Genomic DNA, 19500 nt, shown 5'->3' on the forward strand with positions numbered 1-19500 from the left:
ATCCACTGCTCCGCCGTTGCACCCTGTGGCACCCGCCGCCTATTCCGCGCCGCCCCCTCGCGGAGTACAGCCAGACCCGCAGGCCCCGATGCTGCCTATGCCTTCGCTGCCCCAGGCTCGTCGCTTACCGCCTGAACCTCCGAAGCCGCGCAGACCACGACACCGGTTGAGCCCGCAAGCAACGCTTCTGAGCCTCGGCGTACTCCTCCTGCTGGCCGCCGGCGTCACCTTCCTGGCCGTGACCTGGGACAGCCTCCCTGTCGCGGTCCAGGCGTCGATCATCGCCACCCTCGCCGCGATCGCCTTGGCCGGCGCCGTTCCCGCCAGCCGCCGCCGGCTCAACGGCACCGCCGAAGCCTTCGCCATCCTCGGGTGCGGCCTCCTCACCGTCGACCTGTACGGCGTCCGCGAACTCGGCCTGATCCCGCCCAGCGCGATCGACGGCCTCACGTACGCCGGTCTCGCCGCCGCGGTGGTTGCCGCAATCAACCTCCTGATGTCACGGTTCGCACCCAAGGTGATCACGTTCGGTGTCGCCGCCGTGATCGTCGGTCAACTCCCGCTGCCGCTGATCCTGGCCGACCGCGTCGACCTCGCTCCGTACCTGCTCGGCCTGCTCGCACAGGTCGTGATCACGGTGCTCTGGTCAGCCAAGGGAACCCGCGTCATCCGGATCACCGGCTCGATCTGCGCGGGTCTCGTCTACTCCGCCCTGCTCGGCATCGGCTCGGTCCGGGTCCTCCTCAGCCTGATCGCGATCCACTCCCCCAGCGACCGTCCCTCCTTCGACGACATCATCGGCGGATCCACGACAGCGCTCTCTCCGGTGCTCGCCACGACTGGAGTGGTCTGTTTCGCCGCCCTGACCGGAGTCGGCCTGCTCCGCAAGGTCACGCTCCCCCTTTCGCTCCCGCCCGCCTTCGGCGAGTGCCTCTGCGTCGCGGCCGCCGCGTTCACCGTCGCCACCTGCTTGCCTCAGCTTCCCGCCGCCGGTCGTTGGCTGACCACCGGCGCCGCGACACTGCTGGCAATCGCCGCACTCCTGCGACCCCGACGTACCGGCGTTCTCACGCCTGTACTGGAGACCGCCACGCTGGTTGTTGCCTCAGTCAACCTTCTAACCTGCCTGGCCCTCGAAGACCTTCGGCAACTGGGTCTGATCTCCGCCATCACCGCCGCCCTGTCACTACTCGCTGTCTGGCGCAAGCGGCTGCCCGCCCCGACCGCAGCCATCACCGCAAGCCTCGCGACCCAACTGGCGATCCTGCTGGTCCTGGCCGACGGCCTCATCAGCACCTGGACGAGTGCGATCACCCTCGCAGTAGTCGGCGGCTTCACCATCGCCCTCGCCTGCCTGCACGTCGGCCGACCACTGGAGCGCGCCCTCCTCGGCCCGGCCGCCTCAGCCGTCACCCTCGCAGAGCTCCTCATGCTGCTGGAGTTCCCCACCACGGGCACGGGCATCGTCCTCACCATCGCCGCGGCCCCCTTGGTCGCCTACGGCATGCGCCCAGCCCGTCGCAACGCTCTACTGCTCGCCGCCCTGCTCCTGATCCTCGCGAACACCGCGTTCGTCCTCGGCGCCGCCTCCACCACCATCGAGTGGTACACCGTCCCCCCGGCCCTCATCCTCCTGGCCATCGGTCTCCTAGGCTGGCGCGACCAACCCAGCTGGGTCTACCTAGGTCCCGGCCTCCTCCTCGGCCTGGTCCCCTCCGCCTTAGTTGCCAACAGCAACGAGGACTACCTCCGCACCACCTTCGTAGTAGCCACCGCAGTCACGATCATCCTGATCGGCGTCCGCTACACCCTCCAATCCCCCTTCATCATCGGCGCGGCAGTCCTCCTGAAAATCGCCCTCTGGCAACTCCTGGAGGTAGCCCCCCTGATCCCCCGCTGGATCACCCTCGCCACCGCCGGCCTAATCCTCCTGACCGTAGGCGCCACCTACGAACGCCGCCTCCAAAACGCCAAACAAGCCGCCCGCTGGATCACCGCCCTCCACTGACCCAGAGCGCCGACCATCGGAGTACGCCACTCCGAAACCTGTCACAGCACTCAGTTCTCCCGCATAATGGTCTCTACAGCGAACGCGCACCGGGGGGCGAATGGCCAACCGCGACGAATGGGATTCATCCGATGCTGTCGTCGTGATGCATGCGCTGGAGAAGATGCGCGCCCGCGACGGAATCACACATGCCAGGCTGCGGCGCCCAGGCGAAGAGGCCGGCCCGCTGCTCCGGATCGGCGCGATTCAACAAACAGCCGTTTTGCAGAGCATCGATCCGGCCGATGCCGCGTTGCAGATCATCTCCCTTTGTGTCGCGGAAATGCCCGATATGACGCACCGGATCGTTGCCGATGCCGTGTTGGGTCTAGGTGTCCTGAGAGACCAGTACCTACAGGATCACCTCGACGAAAGGATTCTCTATTCCTTGCGGTCAGACGCGCTCGGCAAGCGCCGGGCCTCGTTGCTGACTCATTGGCGCCGGCTGCATCTGGCGCTCGGCGCGCCAGCCACCGACCCGCCAAGCGACCGCACCCTTCGAGGATCCGTCGAGCCAGAGGTACTGCGAGACCTTGCTCGCCGGCTGATAGCCCTCGAAACCGCCTCGAGCGTTCCGGAAACGGTTCCCGGGGCAGAAACGACCGCCGCGGCTGCGAACGACCCATCGATACCCCCTGGCGGCCGCGTGATAGCGGTCGGAGCAGCCGTGATCGACGCGATCTTCCGCACCAGGCTCATCCCTCAGTACGAGACATCCACTCCGGCACAGGAGTTCTTGCTGGCGCCGGGAGGCAAGGGTCTCAGCCAGGCGGTGGCCGCGGCCCGACTCGGGCTCGACGTCGCGTTGGTGGCGGCCGTCGCGGACGATCAGTTCGGGCAGGAGATCGTTCAGCACCTGCGATCCCACAACGTCGACACGAGCCTGTTGAAAATGGTCCCCAATGCCCGCACTCCGGTCACGGGGGTCTTCGAACTGCCGCTGGGCGACAGTATCGCGGCATACTGGCGCAACGAGCAGCAGATCAACCTCACCGTCCGGGATGTCGACGACCGCTCGCGCCAGATCGGTGAGTGCGACATTCTGCTGGCGAGTTTCGAGACTCCTCGGGAGACCTTGGAGCGGACGCTGGATCTGACCCGGACCGGACGGCGCACCGGGCCGGCCGTCATCGTCACCCCGGGACAGCCTTATCCGGATGGAGGACTAGCCAGGCAGGCTCTGGCCCAGATCGACTACTTGGTGGCGCACACCTGGGAACTGGAGAAGCTCACTCCGTCGACGGACGAGCGCTTCGATCCCGACCGAGTGAGTGAGAATCTGCTTCATCGCGGTGTGAAGCACGTCTGCCTCCTCGGCAACGGCGGCGGCACCGTCTATTCCCAGACCGCGGAGCCGAAACGGCTGCCGACGCTCACCTCACACTTCAAGGAGTCGTCGACCACGCGCGACGCGTTCTGCGCAGCCCTCGCTGCCAAACTGGCCGAGGGCAAGTCTTTCACGCCGGCCGTTGCCAGATGGGTCACCGCTGCGATGGCCTGCGCCGCCGAGGACTACTCACGCTCCACCTCCATGCCGGACCGCGACCGCATCGAGCGCAAGCTCAGACTGACCAAGAAGGCACGCTGACTCGGAGCCCGCACTAACCCCGCCAATTGGCAGCCGGACGTGCCAATTGGCAGCGCAATTGGCTGGCAACCGGATTCCCGACTGATCCGCCCAGTGGAATGGCAGGGGCTACGGCACCGCGCGGCGACCAAAAAACCTCATTGACACCCAATTGCCGTGCTGTTCACTGAGATCAACAACACAGCAAGGCGATGGCCAGAGAACAATCTAACGCACATCGTCCAGAAAGCAAGGAATCTTCTGATGTGAGCAATGGAAGCGAGGGGATCCCCATGGCCGCCAATGACGCACTGGTGCTGATTCTGATGGTGACCGCAGCTGTCTTGATGATCTCGTTTTGGAAGCAGATCCTCATCCTGATGCTTCTTGCCCTCGTCACCGTCTTCTGCTTCGGCCTCTACAGCGTCGCCAGCAACATCCCGACCTGATCGTCGGACCGGCACAGTCGGACGTCCGCCACGACAAGCCCATCGGCGGACGTCCGACTCCCCGCCTCAACCGCTTCGTCCATACCGAGACCCGCCCCCGGATCCCCTGACATCGCGAGAACGAGGAGCAATGACCAATCGCAACGGAGCCGATTCACCCGACCTGCCAGCGTTGACGCAGGCACTGGAGAAGTTCCGCCGGCGCGAAGGCCTCACCCTCGCCCGGTTACAGGGAGATCAGAGCGAGGAAGGGGCGCGACTGCTCGGGCTGTCAGCGACGAAACGGCGTGCGAGCATCGACCGGTCAGGAGGCCCTGCTGCGGCGATCACGGTCGTGACCGAGTGCATCCGTGACGAGATGAGTGGCAGCCGGCAACTCGTAGCGGACGCGATCCTCGCGCTTGGCGTGTGCTCGCCGACGTATGCGGCGGCAGGTGTGTCCGCCGATTTGATCCAGGATCTGTCCGCAAGGTCATTGACGATCCGGCGCAGGGCGCTGGTCGCCAACTGGGACCTGCTGCACCGCGCGTTGGCCGCGGTCGCGGATCCTCGCCCAACCACTCGCGGCCTGCCGAGCGGTCTGGAAAGCGCAGCGCTACGAGAGCTCGCACAGCAACTGATTCGCCGTGAGGTGTATTCGGTCGGTTCCCGGACTGCTGCTGTGTCTCGGGATGAGTCGCGACCGGCAGAGTGTGCGTCCTCGAAGGCCCCAGGCAAACTGATCGTGGTAGGCGGCGCCGTCATGGACGCCACCTTTCGCACCAGGGCCTTGCCTGCTCCCGAGACCTCCAGCGAGGCTCACGGCTTCGAGCTGTCACCAGGCGGCAAGGGACTCACCCAGGCGGTTGCAGCCGCCCGCCTCGGGCTGGAAGTGTCCCTCGTCGCGGCAGTGGCCGACGACAGGTTCGGCCACGAAATCCTTGAGCACCTTTGTCGCGAAGGCGTTGACACGTCTTTGATCAAGGTGGTGGCCGGCGCGCGGACACCCTTCACGGGCGTCTTCGAGATGGAACTGGGCGACAGCATCGCGGCGAACTGGCGCAACGACTCGCAGGTGTCGCTCGATGCCAGGGACCTGGAGGCGCTCGCGCCGGTCCTGACCGCCTGTGACGCGATCCTGCTCACCTTCGAGGTACCGCGGGAGATCGCGGAGCGAACGCTCACCCTCGCCCGCGATGATCCCAAGTCAGCGCCGATCACGATCGTCACGCCTGGTCAGCCCTATCCCGGGACAGGTATCTCGCCGTCCTCGCTGGCACGGATCAACTATCTGGTGGCCCACGCGTGGGAACTAGGGCCTTACGCGCCGCCACGTCTGCGGAACTTCGACCCGGACCCTGTCGCAAGACATCTGCTGTCCAACGGAGTCGAGACCTTGTGTCTGGTGGTCGGCGGAGGATGCACGATCTACTCAGAGACTGCCCACGACACCATCAGCGTGCCCGCGTTCCCGGCGATCTACAAGGAGTCCTCGGCTGCCCGGGACGCCTTCTGCGCCGCACTCGCCACAGCGCTCATCGACAACGACCGCGCTTTCAACGGCAACGTCGCTCTCTGGGCGACCGCCGCTATGTCCTGCACGGTCGCCGACTTCCCTCTGTCGAACTCGCTGCCTGACCGCCGCCGGGTGGAGACCTTGCTCGAGCGCTCAGCCTTTCGCGTCGATCCGCAGACGGCGGCTCAGCGGCGAAGCCTGCGCTGATCGTCCGGTGCCACCTGCTCGGTCTCTCGGCGGACCCGGCAGCAGAAGATCAGCGAATCCAGGAGCCGGGCGCGGCTCTGTTCGACCACCGCACCATGACGGGCCGCCAACTCGGCGAGGTTGGCGGTTTCGAATCGCTGAAGCAACTGTCTTGGGCTCGCGTAGACGCGGTCCACATACAGGTAAGGCCGCGCCTGGATCGACATCCAGAGTTGCCAGTTCGCCGCCCGGTAGCTGGAGCCGTGAAAGCCGAGATTCGGGTCGACGGCGGTGCTCAGCAGGTCGACCTGGGCATCCAGTTGCCGGATGGCCGTACGTACCTTGGCCAGCAGAGAAGAGATCGCGTTGGGAGGCGCTACGTCGAAGGAGTACACCCTGGAGACGTCCCAGACATTGGCCTGTGGGACGCCGAACTGTGTCTCGACCTGACGCGCGACCCGCTTCCACTCGAGTGGTGAAACGCTGCACATGGTCACCGGCAGTCCGTGGATCGGATCGACGAGCGCATAGTTCAGCGAGCCCGACCTCGCGTTGCGTAGGTAGTGCAGCCGGCTGAAGATCGCCTCGGCAACCGGCGCCTCGAGCTCAACGAATCGCAGATCCCTCAGGGCGAACTTGTCCGTCGGGATCAGTTCCCGGATCGCCCTCTGGTCGATGCGAAGTCCCTCGGCCGAGCGTCGCAACTCGGTCTCGACCAGTCTTCGATTGATCTGACCGTTGAACTTGGCCACGCGGGGCAACTGCAGCAACGTCCGAACCGCGAGCGCGCGCGGCTCGACGTCATGTCTGACCGCCACCTCGGCCACCATGGCGACGAAGTGCGAATCAGACCTGCGGCACTCTTCGAGGGATAGCTGAGACGGCGCCTTCGGCATGTCTTGGACATGGCCGACAGGCGTGATGCTGGGGTTCAAGCTCGATGGCTCCTGTCTGCCCCGCGGCCGAACACTCGGCGGGCAAGCGCAGGTTCTTACGCTTAGGTGGACAGATCAGAGACGTCTTCGCGAAGAGCTTCCTTCAGGAGGATGAAGCGATCCCAAAAGCTCGGATCGGTGCTCAACTCATCCCGGGACAGACGGATGCGCGCCGCATAGTCGATCGACTCGTGGGTCATCAGGTCGGCGTGCGGCTCCCGGAGCACGGAGGCACGGTTCAGCCCTCGCACCTGGTCCCAGGTCACGTCGACGATCACCCGATCCGGGTCGTCGGCGCCCCCGACCTCGACCCAGCAATGCCGGGCTACGATCGGCGATCGGTCCTCGGCCGAGAGAACATCTCCGTAGCAGTAAGCGGCCTCAAGACCGTGATCTACCTGCAGTTTCTCGATCAGCCAGAACGAACTGACACCACATTGACCATGGGACGGGGCCGCGTCCACCGGACACTGCGCGCGGAAATCGCGGTGCATCGTGTCGGGCGACCAGCCCTTCGTCTCCAGCCGCTCTCGATACTCGTCCAGCGTGGACGACGGCATGGCCAGGATCTTCTCGCGCAGCGTGGTCTCGATGTCGGCAGGCGCGGAGGTTTCGGTTACCGACAACGGTTCTCCCGGTGAGATGCGATAGCTGGCACACGGATCAAGGGCAGGCGCCACCCATTGCCTTCGGCATCGGATCCCGCCCCTGAGAAACACATCCCCGAAAGCGGGCACGCTACTCCCGTCCGCACCTGGCAGTCCAGAGGTTGAATCGAGTTGGAGCCGAGGGCTTACCCGAGGCGCCCTTGTCGCACTGTGAGTAACGACACTAAGGGATAACGGTTACGAAAGCGACCAAGTGTCAGTTACGGACGCGAGGAGATCCGGCGACGAAATGGAGTGGGTTTGGCATCCGGCCTGTAACCGGGATCGGTGGCCGGATGCTGAGATCGGCATACCCGAGGGTCAGCCTGTAGCCGTTCAGCGGGTAACGGGCAAAGGTTTCGTCGAGGAGGCCGGTGGCGGCCAGGCGGTCGGCGTATTGGGGGTTGGTGTCGGCGTAGAGCTCTATCTCGCCACGGACCATGGCCCAGAGTTTGTCAGGAGCAACTAACCCTGAATCGGACAAGGTGTCGGCGAGGGGGTTCAAGACGCCGAGCAGGAGGGCGACGACCAGGTATTGGTGGAGGATGTGCCAGGGTTTTCGGGGGAGGACTCGGGTGTGGGAGTCCGGCTCTATGCCGCGGGCTTCTATGGGGGTGGTGGAGACATTGATGTCGTCGACGAGGTCTTGGACAACTAGGCGTGCGGGGAGGCCCGAGGGGCCGCAGATGATGGCCACGTTTTCGCCGTGGGGGTTCACGGTGATGCCGTAGTGGTGCATGAGGTGGAGCAGGGGACGCAGGAGTGTGGCTAGGAGGTCGCCGATCCAGACGGAGGCGTCTACACCTGTGCGGGCGATCATGGCTGCGACCAGGGGTTCGCCGGCGTTGTCGCGGTGCAGTACTGCGGCCAGGGGCGAGGCCGACTCACCGGGTCGGAGCCGCGGGTCCAGGGGGTCTCGCCAGATGCAGCCGAGGGTTTCGGTCCACTGGTAAGGGATTCCGGGCGCTGAGGACAGCTGGGGATATCGCACGGTCACGGAGGCGACCTCGCCCAGGAGTTCCGTGCCGAGCCGGCCGAATACCTCGTCGCGGTACCAGAGGCCGCGCAGCCACTGGGTGACCATCGGTGCGGCCAGAGTGCAGTGTTCGGGGATGCCGCGATAGACGGAGGTGTTCAGGATCTTCAGTGGCAGCTTCACCTGGTACCGCAGCGGCTGCGAGACGTTCACCATCGTCCGGATCGACTGCGTCGGCAGGTAGTCGTCCGGCCCCTCCCCCAGCACCACGATCTCCCCAGTGGCCAGCTCACGAGCCCACTGCGTCCCCACTACATGGTCGAGCTGCCACGGGTGACACGGCAACCAGACATACGAGTCGGGATCGACCAACCGGCTCCGGAAGTCCTCAAAAGCAGCAGCCAGTTCGCGACCGACGACCGCGTGCTCCGACAGGTCCGGCGTACCGCGGAACTCGGCGAGGCCGCGGCGTACGGCCAACCAGACAAGGCGAAGCGGCGTCCGGGCCTCCGGGGTGTAGCGCAGGCTGTCAGCCGCCGAGAACCCCAGGCGCCCCTTGTTGGCCACCAGCAACGGATGACCAGTCAGGTGACCTTCAAGCTCGCTGTGGTGAAGCTTGAGCAGCTCCGCATTCGGCAGAGCTCTCGAGGCCATCCGCACGTCGGCAGCCAGCGTGCTCGACAGTTCGGCGACATAGCCCGCCACCGTCTGACCAGACAGCCCCAATACGCCGGTCGCGTCCACCAAGAACTGCACCGGGTCCGTGGCCACCTCGCTCTCGTCGTTGCCGAGGATGCCCGCAGCGGTACGGCGTACCGAGGCTGGGTCGACTCGCCAGCTGCCGAAGGCGCCACGGATGGACGAGAAGGTGTAGGTCGCAGCACCGAGCTCCAGAACACCGTCGACAGGATGTAGCAGGTCCTCGGTGCAGAGCTGCGAGATCAGCTTGGCAAGCAGCTCCGAGGAGCAACGGGTCCAGCTCATCGGGGGAGGGAGAAGCTGGTAAAGGCGGTGGACTTGGGCAGCCGGAAGATCTCCCGCCCGGCGACGGCGTTGAGGATCGTCGCGTTGCGGATCGCCCCGATACCGAGGTCGGGGGCCGCTACGCCGTGGCTGTGCAGGTCCGCGTTCGCCACGAAGAGCCGGCCGCCCAGTGCATCGTCGGAGACGCCGACACTGTGGTCCCTGTTGATCACCCAGCGCCCGGCGGCGTCTCGGCGTACAAGCGGGTCTACCGACTTCAGGAAGGGCAGCGGGCGGTTGCTGTATCCAGTGGCGGCTACTACGGCGTCGCAGAGGTGCTCGAAAGTGCGACCGCTGTCCGTATGGCGCAGGGTCAGCTCGATGCCGTCTGCACGGGCTACAGCAGCCTCCACGGCGACAGCGCACTGCAGGTCGACCGAGGCCATCGGCGAGGCGTTGAGGTCGCGCTGGTAGAGCACGTCGTGGATCTCCTCCAGCGTGTCCGAGGAGATGCCCTTATAGTGCCGCCACTGCTCCTTGACCAGCCGGTCACGCGCCGGCTCCTCCAGTGCGTGGAAGTAGTCGACGTACGACGGGGTCGTCATCTCCAGCACCAACTTGGAGTAGTCCAGCGGCGCGAACGACTGAGTACGGGTCAACCAGCTCACGGCGGGTCCACCGGCGGCGTTGGCCCTCAACAAGTCCAGTGCGCACTCGGCCCCGGACTGGCCCGATCCGACCACAGTGACTCGTCCGGCCCGCAGCAGATCCTCCCGCCGGAACAGGTAGTCAGCGGAGTGCAGGAACCGCTCCGGAGGCAGCCCAGCCAGCGCAGCCGGTACCGCGGGCTCAGTGCCGACCCCGAGCACCAAGTGGCGGGCCTTCAACGACACAACCCGGTCGCCACGCTCGACGGACAGCACGAAGAACTCCCCGTCCCACACCACGTCAGCCACGTGATGCCCGAAGTGCAGGGAGTCCAGTTGCGTCGCGCACCACCGCAGATAGGCCTCGTACTCGCGGCGGGTCGGGTGGAACTTCTCCCGCACGTAGAACTGGTACAGCCGGTCGTTGTCCCGCAGGTACGACAGGAAGGACAGCGGATGCGCCGGCTCCACCAGGCTGACCAGGTCCGCCAGGAACGAAACCTGCAGCATCGCGTCGTCGAACATCAGCCCGCGATGCCAGGTGAACTCGGGCCGGCTGTCCAGCACCGCCAGGTTCACGTCGTCCAGGCTGTCGGCCAGCGCGGCCAGTCCCAGGTTGAACGGGCCACAGCCGATCGCGATCACGTCGTAAGGGACGGTAGTCATCTCTCAGCCTCCACAGTCCGGGTCCGGACCATCAGTAGTGCGGTTTTCTCGGGCAGCTGTAGCTCCCCTTGGGGTTCGAAGCCGGCCGCGGCGAACGCGCGGACCGACGGGGTGTTGCCGACGTCCGGTTCGGCGACCACCCGGTCGCAGCGGGGATCGGCCCGCAGCAGCGCGTCGGCGAGCGACCGGAGCAACCTGCGCCCGATCCCCCGGCCGACCCGGGTGGTGTCGCCGATGGCGATGTGGACGCCCCAGTCGTGCTCCTCGCACGCGTAGTACTCCGCGAGGCGGTCGTGCCGCACCCGGTAGAGCTCGACGTACGCGAGATCCTCACCGTCGAGCGCGGTCATGCAGGGGATCGAGTGCTCGCCCGCGGCCTGCTCCTCGAGCACCTCGACCCAGCGCTCGACCGCCCAGTCTTGCTGCCACCACCGCCAGATGTGCGGCTGCCTCATCCACACAGCGATAGCGGGCGCGTCCGCAGGCATGGCCGGGCGAAGGTCGAAGCCGTCGTCCAGGTGCAACGACCGTGGTGGGGTGGGCAAGGAATTCGACACTGCCGAGACCTCGCACCTCACAGCGCACCTAATTGGAGCGGGTTCGGGACCTCCAAATAGACCGACTGGGCGTCCAGCGGCGCCACCACCTCGTCGATCCCGCGTAGCCGGGTCATCATGTTCGCCTTGCAGGGCAGCCGGTCCGCGGACAGCCAGCGCTGCGCCAGGCGATCCCCGTCCGGCCCGGCCGCCTTCAGCGACGGCAGCGCCTCCGACAGCCGGTCGCGGACCACAGAGAGCAGCGTGCCCTCATCAGCGAGCCCGTCCATCGCCAGACACCCGACGACCGCCAGAGCCTGGTTATGGAGCAGGTAGTACGTCAGCCGGTCGTCGACGATCGCGTCCTCGACCACAGCCAGCGTGGAGCCCCTTAGCCCTGTGACAGCCAGCAGACCCCGCAGGTACGACGATGCGAGGTAGTACCCCTGGTTGTCCCGGTAGGCACCCCCAGCAACCCGCCCGTCGTCGTCGAGCCGGACCAGCGTGTTCTGCTGATGCGCCTCCAGCCCGATCCCCGTTTCGGCGTACAGGTGGAGCATCGGAACCAGCACCTGGTCTATGTACTCCGCTACCCACGCGGCCGCGCCACCTTCGCCATGCCCTGCCACGGCCGCGCCAAGCCGGCTGAGCTGGCCCGGCCGCGGTGCTACCAGCCCGGCGAGGCACGCATAGCTGTCGACGCCGGCAGGTACCTCCCGGACCGCCACATCAAGCCCGGTCGATGTCGGCCCGCCCTCGTCGAGCGCGACCCACGCCGGGTCCCGCACGATGGAGAACCGCGGATGGGCGGTCGCAGTATCGGCGTTGTACGCCGCATCGAGCAGCCGGTTGATCTCCAGGCCGCGGCGGAGCTCCGTCGGGGTCGACTCGCGCCGGGAGTTCGTGATGCGCAGCCCTAGCGACAGCTTCAGCATCACCGGCAGGTCCGGGTGGTAGACGGTCCGCAGGCTCGACGTCGGGTACCACCGGGCTCCGAGCGGCCCCAGCGGCTTCATCCGGCGCTCGGCGATCAGTGCGGCGACCCGTGGCCGCTTGACCACGTCCGCCGCCTGCCACGGATGCGCGGGGATCAGCACGCGCCCGGGAGTGGGCGTGATGCCGGCCAGCGCGGCCATCAGCTGCAGGGCGTCCAGTCCCTGCAGTGATGGCGCGCCGGCCACCTGGTCCGAGGAGACCAGTTCAGCGTCCACCTCGAACCAGTGCACCGCGAAACGGCCTCCCAGCTCCGGCGAGTACGCCGTGAGCTCGGCACCGCTCAATCCGTCCCGGCTCTTCGGAGCCGGGTGGTTCAGGTGGCCGAACAGCAACGCCTGCTCGGCCTCGAGAAAGCGGCCAGGGCCTCGCTCACCCTGGTCGCCGACGAACAGCTCGACGTTCCGCACCGACTCCGCGGTACGGGCCACGAGATCCTCGATCTCGGCCGGATCGGCATCGGCCGACAGCAACCGGACCAACTCCTCCGGCGCCGGCGCAACTCCATCCACCAGTACGTCGGTGAACAAGTGCAGACCGGTTCGCGAGGCGTGCTGAACGACGGCCGTCACCGTCGAGCCGCCGGCCGTCAGGGACAACTGGCCGGCGGAGACCGGCACAGAGGTCTCCCGGGTGTAGCACCTTAGGATCGCGTTCAGATGTGCCTCGACAGCCACTGAGGTAGGTCCAGCCGTTGAGCCTGGTGAAGTCACGCCGCTCCTTCTCCGCTTGCCGTCCGGTCCGACAGGACGTCGTGACCGGTGGCCACGACCTGGTCGAGCAGTTCCTCGATGTCCGTCGCGGTGGCATTCGGGTTCAGCAGCGTCAACTTCAACGCGACCGCCGCCGGACGGCCGCCGCGGGCCGGCACCTTCGTCCGGCCGATCAGCACCCGTCCCGACGTCAGCAACCGGCGCCGGACCTCACCCTGGACAGCGTCGAGCCAGTCATCGGTCAGCTCGGCCGCCGCCGGCTCCCGCCCCGCGACCCGGAACAGCACCGTGGTCAGGGTCACCGGCGCCAGCAACTCGAGGTTGCTGTCGGCAACGACCCGGGCAGCGGCGGCGTGTGCAAGCTCGTGACAGGTGTCGAGCATCTGGCCCAGTCCGGCCCGGCCGTATGCGGTCAGCGTGGTGGCGACTTTCACCGCGTCCGGCCGACGGGTCGTCTGCAGGCTGCGGCCGAGCAGCCCGTCCAGTCCGGAGTCGATGTCGTCGGCGGGGTTCAGGTAGTCCACCGACCGCCCGAAGGAGGCGAACCGGTTCCGGTCGGCGACCAGCAGCATGCTGGTGGCGGCCGGCTGCCAGCCGATCTTGTGCAGGTCCAGCGTCACCGAGTCCGCGCACGGCAACTCGACGACCAACGGAGCCAGCCGGTCGGAGAACAGGGCGCCGAACCCGTACGCCGCGTCCACGTGCACCCAGGCGCCGTACTGCCGCGCGAGCGCCGCGATCCCCTCGATCGGGTCGATCGAGCCGTAGTCCGTCGTACCGGCAGTGGCCACCACGGCGATCGGAGTACGGCCGGGCTTGGCGAGCTCGTCGGCGAGCACGTCCAGGCGCATCCGGAAGTCGTCGTCGGAGGCGATCGTGACGGCGGCGTCCTCCCCCAGGCCGAGCGCGGCACACGCTCGCTGCACGGAGAAGTGGGCCAACTCGGAACAGAACACCACCGGCTTCTGGAGCCCGTGCAGCCCGTGACGCCGTACGTCGATCCCGACCGCGGCGGCGGCGCTGTCCCGCGCGATCAGCACGGCCAGCAGGTTGGAGATCGAGCCGCCGGGCGTCAGTACTCCGTCGGCGACGGAGCCGAAGCCGGCCAGCCTCGCCAAAGACCGCACGACCCACTGCTCGATCGCCAGCGTGGCGGGGCCGGAGTCGTAGGTGTCCATCGAGGCGTTGCTCGCAGAGGCCAGCGCGTCGGCGTCGACCGCGACCTGGAGGACCGGCGGCTGCAGGTGGGCGGCGGCGTGCGGGTGGCTCAGGTCGATGCCGTACTCGTCCAGCAGAGTTGCGATCAGGTCGAGCGCCGCGGACTCGCCGATACCGGTGGACGGCACCCGTGCCGCGCCGAGTATCTCCGTAGTCCGCTGCAGCACCGCGGTCGGCAGCCCGGCCGGCAGCGGGCCACGGTCGCGATCCGCCACCGTCGACGCCAACGGCCAGCGCGGACAGGAGTCCTCCTCGACGAGCCGCTGATCGCGGCCGAAGGGACTGAGGGAGGCATCGGCAGGCAGAGGGCTAAGCGCAACAAGACGCGCCGGCAGCGGCATCCAGTTCTCCTGGGAAAGTTGTTGAGTAAGGCAAGCCTTACTAAGGCAGACCTAACTTACCTGCTCGGCTCCGCTCAGTGTCAACTGCCCCACCGTCTGTCACCACTGTGGTCATCGGCACACCACATTCAGGCCAGGTTCAGTACGGCGGGCGCAGGGTGAGCGGTGACAACCCCGATGGAAGGATCGCTCATCATGTTCGGCTGGATGGCGAAGGGTGCGGTGGTGACGGCGATGGCTGTCGTGGCGAGCTTGTTGCCGGCGGCGGACACGTCCGCACAGGTCGAGTGGGGATGCCGGTTGCCGGTGTTCGGTCCGGGCAACCAGTACCACCCCCGGATCAGGCCGAAGGACTTCAGCCCGAACGTGACGAATGCCTGGTTCCCGCTCCAGGTCGGGCGGACGCTGGTCTCCACCGGTGTCAAGGATGGCCGGAAGGCGTTGAACCTGGTCGTCACGACCTCGCGGACCAGGATGGTCGACGGTGTCCGGACCCGCGTCGTCGAGGACCGCCTGTACCTGAACAACGTGCTGCAAGAACGCACCAGCGACTACTACGCCCAGGACCGCTGCGGCAACGTCTGGTACTTCGGCGAGGACACCGCCGAGCTCGACAGCCGCGGCCGGGTCGTCAGCAGGGAGGGGTCGTTCCATGCCGGCGTGAACGGCGCGCAGCCGGGTGTGTTCATGCAGGCCCATCCACAAATCGGCCGGAAGTTCCGCCAGGAGTGGTCCCCGGGGCACGCCGAGGACGTGTTCTGGGTCATCGGCCGCAACGCATCCGTCACGGTTCCGTTCGGCACCTTCCGGCACGCGCTGCGGACCGCCGAGACCACCGCCCTCGAGCCAGACGTGCTGGACAACAAGTACTACGTCAGGGGCATCGGCCAGGTGGCTGAGCTGTCCATGTCGGGACCGCCGGAATCCCTGCGGCTGGTGGAGATCATTTCCTAGGCGCCGTACGGCGTCCTGGTGAGGACGAAGGTCGCGAGGTTGAGGTGGCTGACGGTGTCGCCGTCGCGGACCACGCGGAGCTTCTCGCCGGCGAAGTACCCGTCGCGACCGCGGTACAGGTCGGGGCCGAGCGGCGAGAAGCGGGAGGTCAGCGCGCCGGAGAGTTGGAGGATGCCGGCGGTCACGCTCATGGTCACCGGGGTGTTCCCCCAGTACCAATGCCCCAGCAACTCCTCGCCCTGCGACAGCTCCGGCTCCGGGATCCATTCCGCCGGCAGCACGGGCTCGTACGACGCGACGATGCGCAGCAGATCCAGCGGCACCGAGGCACAACGCCCGAACGTGCCGTTCCCGAGGGTGACAGCGCCGATCCGGCGGACCCGGTCCACGAACAGCCCGGCCATGAACCCGGGCATCGACCCGGTATGGCCGATGAAGAGGTTCGGGTCGTCCGCGTGCAGCCGAAGACCCAGCCCGTACGACGCGGCGAGGCCCTCGCGGGGATCCGAGGCGGTAGGCGACGCCATCTCCTCGATGGTGTCGCGGCTGAGTACTTCGTACCCCGGGTCGATCCAGAACTCCGCATACCGGGCGAGATCCTCGATCGTGCTCCAGAGCTGACCCGCCGGGGCCATCGCACCCGCGTCGTGAGCGGGTTCCTCCGAGAGCCGCCCGCTGAAGGGATGCACCGAGAACCCCTGGGCGGCAGGCGCCAGCGGGAAGTACGACGTACGGCGCATCTCGAGCGGGTTCAGGATCCGCTCGGTGACCAGCTCCATCCACGACGCACCGCGCAGCCGGGAGGCGATCTCGCCGAGCAGGGCGTAGCCGAGGTTCGAGTAGTGGTAGCGGCGATCGGGACGGCCCGCCGCCTGGGACTCGTCCATCGTCGCGGTCAACGTGTCGAACGAAACGCCCGGGTTGCGCTCCCACCAGTCGCCCTCGGGTTCGGCGTTCATGCCGCCCGAGTGCGAGAGCAGGTGCCGCAGCGTGAGATCACCGAACGCGATCCCGGGAAGGTGCTTGCCCACGGCATCGTTCAGCGCGAGCAATCCGTCGTCGCGGCACTGCATGATCAGCACCGCGGTCAGCGTCTTCGTGATCGACCCGATCCGGTACTGCACGTCCGGCCCGGGCTCGAGCCCACCCGCATCGGCGAACCGCCCGCGCGACCCGGTCCAGACCAGCTCGCCGTCCCGGACCACCCCGGCACTGATCGACGGCAACTTCCACTCACTCTGGGCCGCTGCCACCTCGGCGTACAAGGTGGCAGCGGTGTCAGAACGCAGGGTCACTCAAAGGCCTCCGGGGAAGGGCAGGAGCAGATCAGGTTGCGGTCGCCGTACGCGCCGTCGATGCGGCGGACCGGCGGCCAGTACTTCGTGGTCCGGTCGACGGACTGCGGGAACGCCGCCTCCTCGCGGGTGTAGGCGTGCTCCCACTTGTCGTTGATCACCGAGGACGCCGTGTGCGGCGCGTTCACCAGCGGGTTGTCGCCGGCCGGCCACTCCCCCGCCGCGACCCGGTCGATCTCGTGCTTGATCGCGATCATCGCGTCGCAGAAGCGATCCAGTTCCCCTAGATCTTCTGATTCCGTCGGCTCGACCATCAGCGTGCCCGGCACCGGGAACGACATCGTCGGCGCGTGGAACCCGTAGTCGATCAGCCGCTTCGCGACGTCGTCGACGGTGACACCGGTCTCCTTCGTCATCGGCCGCAGGTCGAGGATGCACTCGTGCGCGACCAGCCCGTTCTCGCCCGTGTAGAGCACCGGGAACGCGTTCTCGAGCCGCTTGGCCACGTAGTTGGCCGTCAGTACAGCGGCCTTGGTGGCCGAGGTCAGCCCTTCGGCCCCCATCATCCGGATGTACGCCCAGGAGATGGCCAGTACGCCGGCCGAGCCGAACGGCGCGGCGGAGATCGGACCGACACCGGAGTCCGGACCGGCCTGGTCCAGCAGTGGGTGGTTCGGCAGGTACGGCGCGAGGTGCTCCGCGACCGCGACCGGACCGACGCCGGGGCCACCGCCACCGTGCGGGATGCAGAACGTCTTGTGCAGGTTCAGGTGGCTCACGTCGCCGCCGAACTCGCCCGGCTTCGCGAGGCCGAGCAGGGCGTTCAGGTTCGCGCCGTCGACGTACACCTGGCCGCCGTTGTCGTGGACGATCCGGCAGACCTCGGTCACGCTCTCCTCGTACACGCCGTGCGTGGACGGGTAGGTGATCATGATCGCCGCGAGCTTGTCGGCGTGCTCCGCCGCCTTCGCCCGCAGGTCCTCCAGGTCGATCGTGCCGTCGTCGTTGCCCTTGACGACGACCACCTTCATGCCGGCCATCACCGCGGAGGCGGCGTTGGTGCCGTGCGCGCTCGCGGGGATCAGGCAGACGTTGCGGTCCTCGTTGCCCTGGGCGCGGTGGTAGCCGCGGATCGCGAGCAGCCCGGCGAGCTCGCCCTGCGACCCCGCGTTCGGCTGGATCGACACCTTCGCATAACCGGTCACCTCGGCCAGCCAGCGCTCCAGCTGACCGATCAGCTTCACGTACCCGGCGGCGTCCTCGATCGGCGCGAACGGGTGCACGTCGGCGAACTCGGGCCAGGTGACCGCTGCCATCTCGGTGGTCGCGTTCAGCTTCATCGTGCAGGAGCCGAGCGGGATCATGCCGCGGTCCAGCGCGTAGTCGTAGTCGGACAGCTTGCGCAGGTACCGCAGCATCGCCGTCTCGGACCGGTGCGTGTTGAACACCGGGTGCGTCAGGTACTCCGTGGTCCGGGCCACCTCGGCGGCCAGACCAGCGCCGCTCAGCGATACGTCGTACCGGACGCCGAAGGCGCGGCAGACCCGGCCGAGCGCGGTGGCGTCGGTCTTCTCGTCGCAGGAGATGCCGACGTGGTCCGCGTCCACCTGACGCAGCCAGATGCCGGTCTGGCGAGCCGCGTCCACGACGTCCGCCGCGCGACCGGGGACCCGGGCGAGCACCGTGTCGAAGAACTGCTCGTGGACGACCTCGACCCCGCCTGCGCGCAGCGACGCGGCGAGGCTGTCGGCGTGCTTGTGCACACGCTGCGCGATCGCCTCCAGCCCGTCCGGGCCGTGGTAGACCGCGTACATCGAGGCGACCACGGCGAGCAGGACCTGCGCGGTACAGATGTTCGAGGTCGCCTTCTCGCGACGGATGTGCTGCTCGCGCGTCTGCAGTGCCAGCCGGTACGCCGGGGCGCCGTCCGCGTCGACCGAGACGCCGACCAGGCGGCCGGGCAGGGAGCGCTCGAGACCCGCCCGGACCGACATGAAGCCGGCGTGCGGACCGCCGTAGAACAGCGGCACGCCGAAGCGCTGGGACGAGCCGATCACGATGTCCGCCCCGGCCTCCCCCGGTGCCTCCAGCAGCGTCAGCGCGAGGAGGTCGGACGCGACGGCGACCAGCGCCTCCCGCTCGTGCGCGGCGGCGACCAGCGGCTTCAGATCCCGTACGACGCCGCCGGAGCCCGGGTACTGCACCAGGAAGCCGAAGAAGTCACCCTCGGGCAGGCCGTCGGTGGTGTCAGCGACCACGACCTCGATGCCGAGCGCCTCCGCCCGGGTCTGGACGACGGCGATCGTCTGCGCGAAGCAGTCGGCGTCGACCAGGAAGCGGTTGCTCTTGCTCTTGCGGTTGGACCGGTGCGCCAGCGTCATCGCCTCGGCGGCGGCGGTGCCCTCGTCCAGCAGCGACGCGTTCGCGGTCGGCAGACCGGTCAGGTCGGACACCACGGTCTGGAAGTTCAGCAGCGCCTCGAGCCGGCCCTGCGAGATCTCGGGCTGGTACGGCGTGTAGGCCGTGTACCAGGCGGGGTTCTCCACCAGCCGGCGGACGATCACCGACGGGGTGAAGGTGCCGTAGTACCCCTGGCCGATCATGGAGGTGGCCACGTTGTTACGCGCGGCGAGCTGCCTCAGCTCGGTCAGGGCGTCCACCTCGGAGGCAGGTTCCGGCAGCCGGAGCGCCTCGGTGGAGCGGATCGACGCGGGCACGGCGGCATCCACCAGCGCGTCGACATCGGCGTACCCGAGGGTCTGGACCATCCGCGCGATCTCGTCCTGACGCGGACCGATGTGCCGGTCGGAGAACGCTGCCGAGATCTTCGGGGATTCATGCACAGTCATCTGAGAGGCTCCGTTGCTGACTA

At 67.5% G+C, this 19500-nt stretch carries 14 protein-coding genes; 5 read left to right on the forward strand and 9 right to left on the reverse strand.

Features of this window, described 5'->3' with window-relative positions:
* Positions 1–166: 166 nt before the first annotated feature.
* From EV648_RS04310 to EV648_RS04320, 4 genes are all read left to right on the forward strand, one after another.
* A complete protein-coding gene (locus tag EV648_RS04310; protein ID WP_132285243.1) occupies positions 167–2008 on the forward strand; it encodes an SCO7613 C-terminal domain-containing membrane protein in 1842 nt (613 codons plus the stop codon).
* A gap of 100 nt (positions 2009–2108) precedes the next feature.
* Positions 2109–3635, forward strand: coding sequence for a PfkB family carbohydrate kinase (locus EV648_RS04315; RefSeq protein WP_132285245.1), 1527 nt, complete (start codon positions 2109–2111; stop codon positions 3633–3635).
* Between the two features lie 272 nt (positions 3636–3907).
* Positions 3908–4063, forward strand: a complete 156-nt coding sequence (locus EV648_RS42420) for a hypothetical protein (protein WP_158293896.1) — start codon at positions 3908–3910, stop codon at positions 4061–4063.
* Positions 4064–4193: 130 nt separating this feature from the next.
* Complete coding sequence (locus EV648_RS04320) at positions 4194–5765, forward strand: PfkB family carbohydrate kinase (RefSeq protein ID WP_132285247.1); 1572 nt, start codon at positions 4194–4196, stop codon at positions 5763–5765.
* Here EV648_RS04320 and EV648_RS04325 read toward each other — a convergent pair.
* The 7 genes from EV648_RS04325 to EV648_RS04355 form a co-directional block, all read right to left on the reverse strand.
* Positions 5744–6562 carry a hypothetical protein gene (locus EV648_RS04325; RefSeq protein WP_132285249.1) on the reverse strand — a complete coding sequence of 273 codons (819 nt, stop codon included), beginning with the start codon at positions 6560–6562 and terminating at the stop codon, positions 5744–5746. The two genes, EV648_RS04320 and EV648_RS04325, sit on opposite strands and share 22 nt — an antisense overlap.
* 179 nt (positions 6563–6741) lie before the next feature.
* Positions 6742–7359, reverse strand: coding sequence for a hypothetical protein (locus tag EV648_RS04330; protein WP_132285251.1), 618 nt, complete (start codon positions 7357–7359; stop codon positions 6742–6744).
* 184 nt (positions 7360–7543) lie between these two features.
* Positions 7544–9286 carry an IucA/IucC family siderophore biosynthesis protein gene (locus tag EV648_RS04335; protein WP_132285253.1) on the reverse strand — a complete coding sequence of 581 codons (1743 nt, stop codon included), beginning with the start codon at positions 9284–9286 and terminating at the stop codon, positions 7544–7546.
* Positions 9283–10578 carry a lysine N(6)-hydroxylase/L-ornithine N(5)-oxygenase family protein gene (locus EV648_RS04340; RefSeq protein ID WP_132285255.1) on the reverse strand — a complete coding sequence of 432 codons (1296 nt, stop codon included), beginning with the start codon at positions 10576–10578 and terminating at the stop codon, positions 9283–9285. The genes EV648_RS04335 and EV648_RS04340 overlap by 4 nt, the downstream gene beginning before the upstream one ends.
* Positions 10575–11066 (reverse strand): GNAT family N-acetyltransferase, encoded by a 492-nt coding sequence (locus EV648_RS04345; RefSeq protein ID WP_132286612.1) that lies wholly within the window; start codon positions 11064–11066, stop codon positions 10575–10577. The genes EV648_RS04340 and EV648_RS04345 overlap by 4 nt, the downstream gene beginning before the upstream one ends.
* Before the next feature lie 86 nt (positions 11067–11152).
* Positions 11153–12727, reverse strand: a complete 1575-nt coding sequence (locus EV648_RS04350; RefSeq protein WP_241994881.1) for an IucA/IucC family siderophore biosynthesis protein — start codon at positions 12725–12727, stop codon at positions 11153–11155.
* Positions 12728–12816: 89 nt separating this feature from the next.
* Positions 12817–14379 carry a pyridoxal-dependent decarboxylase gene (locus EV648_RS04355; protein WP_132285259.1) on the reverse strand — a complete coding sequence of 521 codons (1563 nt, stop codon included), beginning with the start codon at positions 14377–14379 and terminating at the stop codon, positions 12817–12819.
* A 177-nt stretch (positions 14380–14556) separates the two neighbouring features.
* On the opposite strand from EV648_RS04355, the gene EV648_RS04360 reads away from it, so the two are divergent.
* Positions 14557–15333 (forward strand): hypothetical protein, encoded by a 777-nt coding sequence (locus EV648_RS04360; RefSeq protein ID WP_206751927.1) that lies wholly within the window; start codon positions 14557–14559, stop codon positions 15331–15333.
* Here EV648_RS04360 and EV648_RS04365 read toward each other — a convergent pair.
* On the reverse strand, positions 15330–16628 hold the full coding sequence (locus EV648_RS04365) for a serine hydrolase (protein WP_132285263.1): 1299 nt from the start codon (positions 16626–16628) through the stop codon (positions 15330–15332). The two genes, EV648_RS04360 and EV648_RS04365, sit on opposite strands and share 4 nt — an antisense overlap.
* Positions 16625–19477 (reverse strand): aminomethyl-transferring glycine dehydrogenase, encoded by a 2853-nt coding sequence (gene gcvP / locus EV648_RS04370; protein ID WP_132285265.1) that lies wholly within the window; start codon positions 19475–19477, stop codon positions 16625–16627. Before gcvP ends, EV648_RS04365 begins: the two co-directional genes overlap by 4 nt.
* Positions 19478–19500: the final 23 nt, after the last annotated feature.

This window comes from Kribbella sp. VKM Ac-2568 (genome assembly GCF_004345365.1).
GTDB classification, from domain to species: Bacteria; Actinomycetota; Actinomycetes; order Propionibacteriales; family Kribbellaceae; genus Kribbella; species Kribbella orskensis.

Coding starts and splice junctions, on each gene's coding strand:
- EV648_RS04355 (WP_132285259.1), bottom strand. CDS start 14,379: ATGCCGCTGCCGGCGCGTCTTGTTGCGCTTAGCCCTCTGCCTGCCGAT.
- EV648_RS04315 (WP_132285245.1), top strand. CDS start 2,109: ATGGCCAACCGCGACGAATGGGATTCATCCGATGCTGTCGTCGTGATG.
- EV648_RS04360 (WP_206751927.1), top strand. CDS start 14,557: ATGGAAGGATCGCTCATCATGTTCGGCTGGATGGCGAAGGGTGCGGTG.
- EV648_RS04340 (WP_132285255.1), bottom strand. CDS start 10,578: ATGACTACCGTCCCTTACGACGTGATCGCGATCGGCTGTGGCCCGTTC.
- EV648_RS04335 (WP_132285253.1), bottom strand. CDS start 9,286: ATGAGCTGGACCCGTTGCTCCTCGGAGCTGCTTGCCAAGCTGATCTCG.
- EV648_RS42420 (WP_158293896.1), top strand. CDS start 3,908: ATGGCCGCCAATGACGCACTGGTGCTGATTCTGATGGTGACCGCAGCT.
- EV648_RS04345 (WP_132286612.1), bottom strand. CDS start 11,066: ATGCCTGCGGACGCGCCCGCTATCGCTGTGTGGATGAGGCAGCCGCAC.
- EV648_RS04320 (WP_132285247.1), top strand. CDS start 4,194: ATGACCAATCGCAACGGAGCCGATTCACCCGACCTGCCAGCGTTGACG.
- gcvP (WP_132285265.1), bottom strand. CDS start 19,477: ATGACTGTGCATGAATCCCCGAAGATCTCGGCAGCGTTCTCCGACCGG.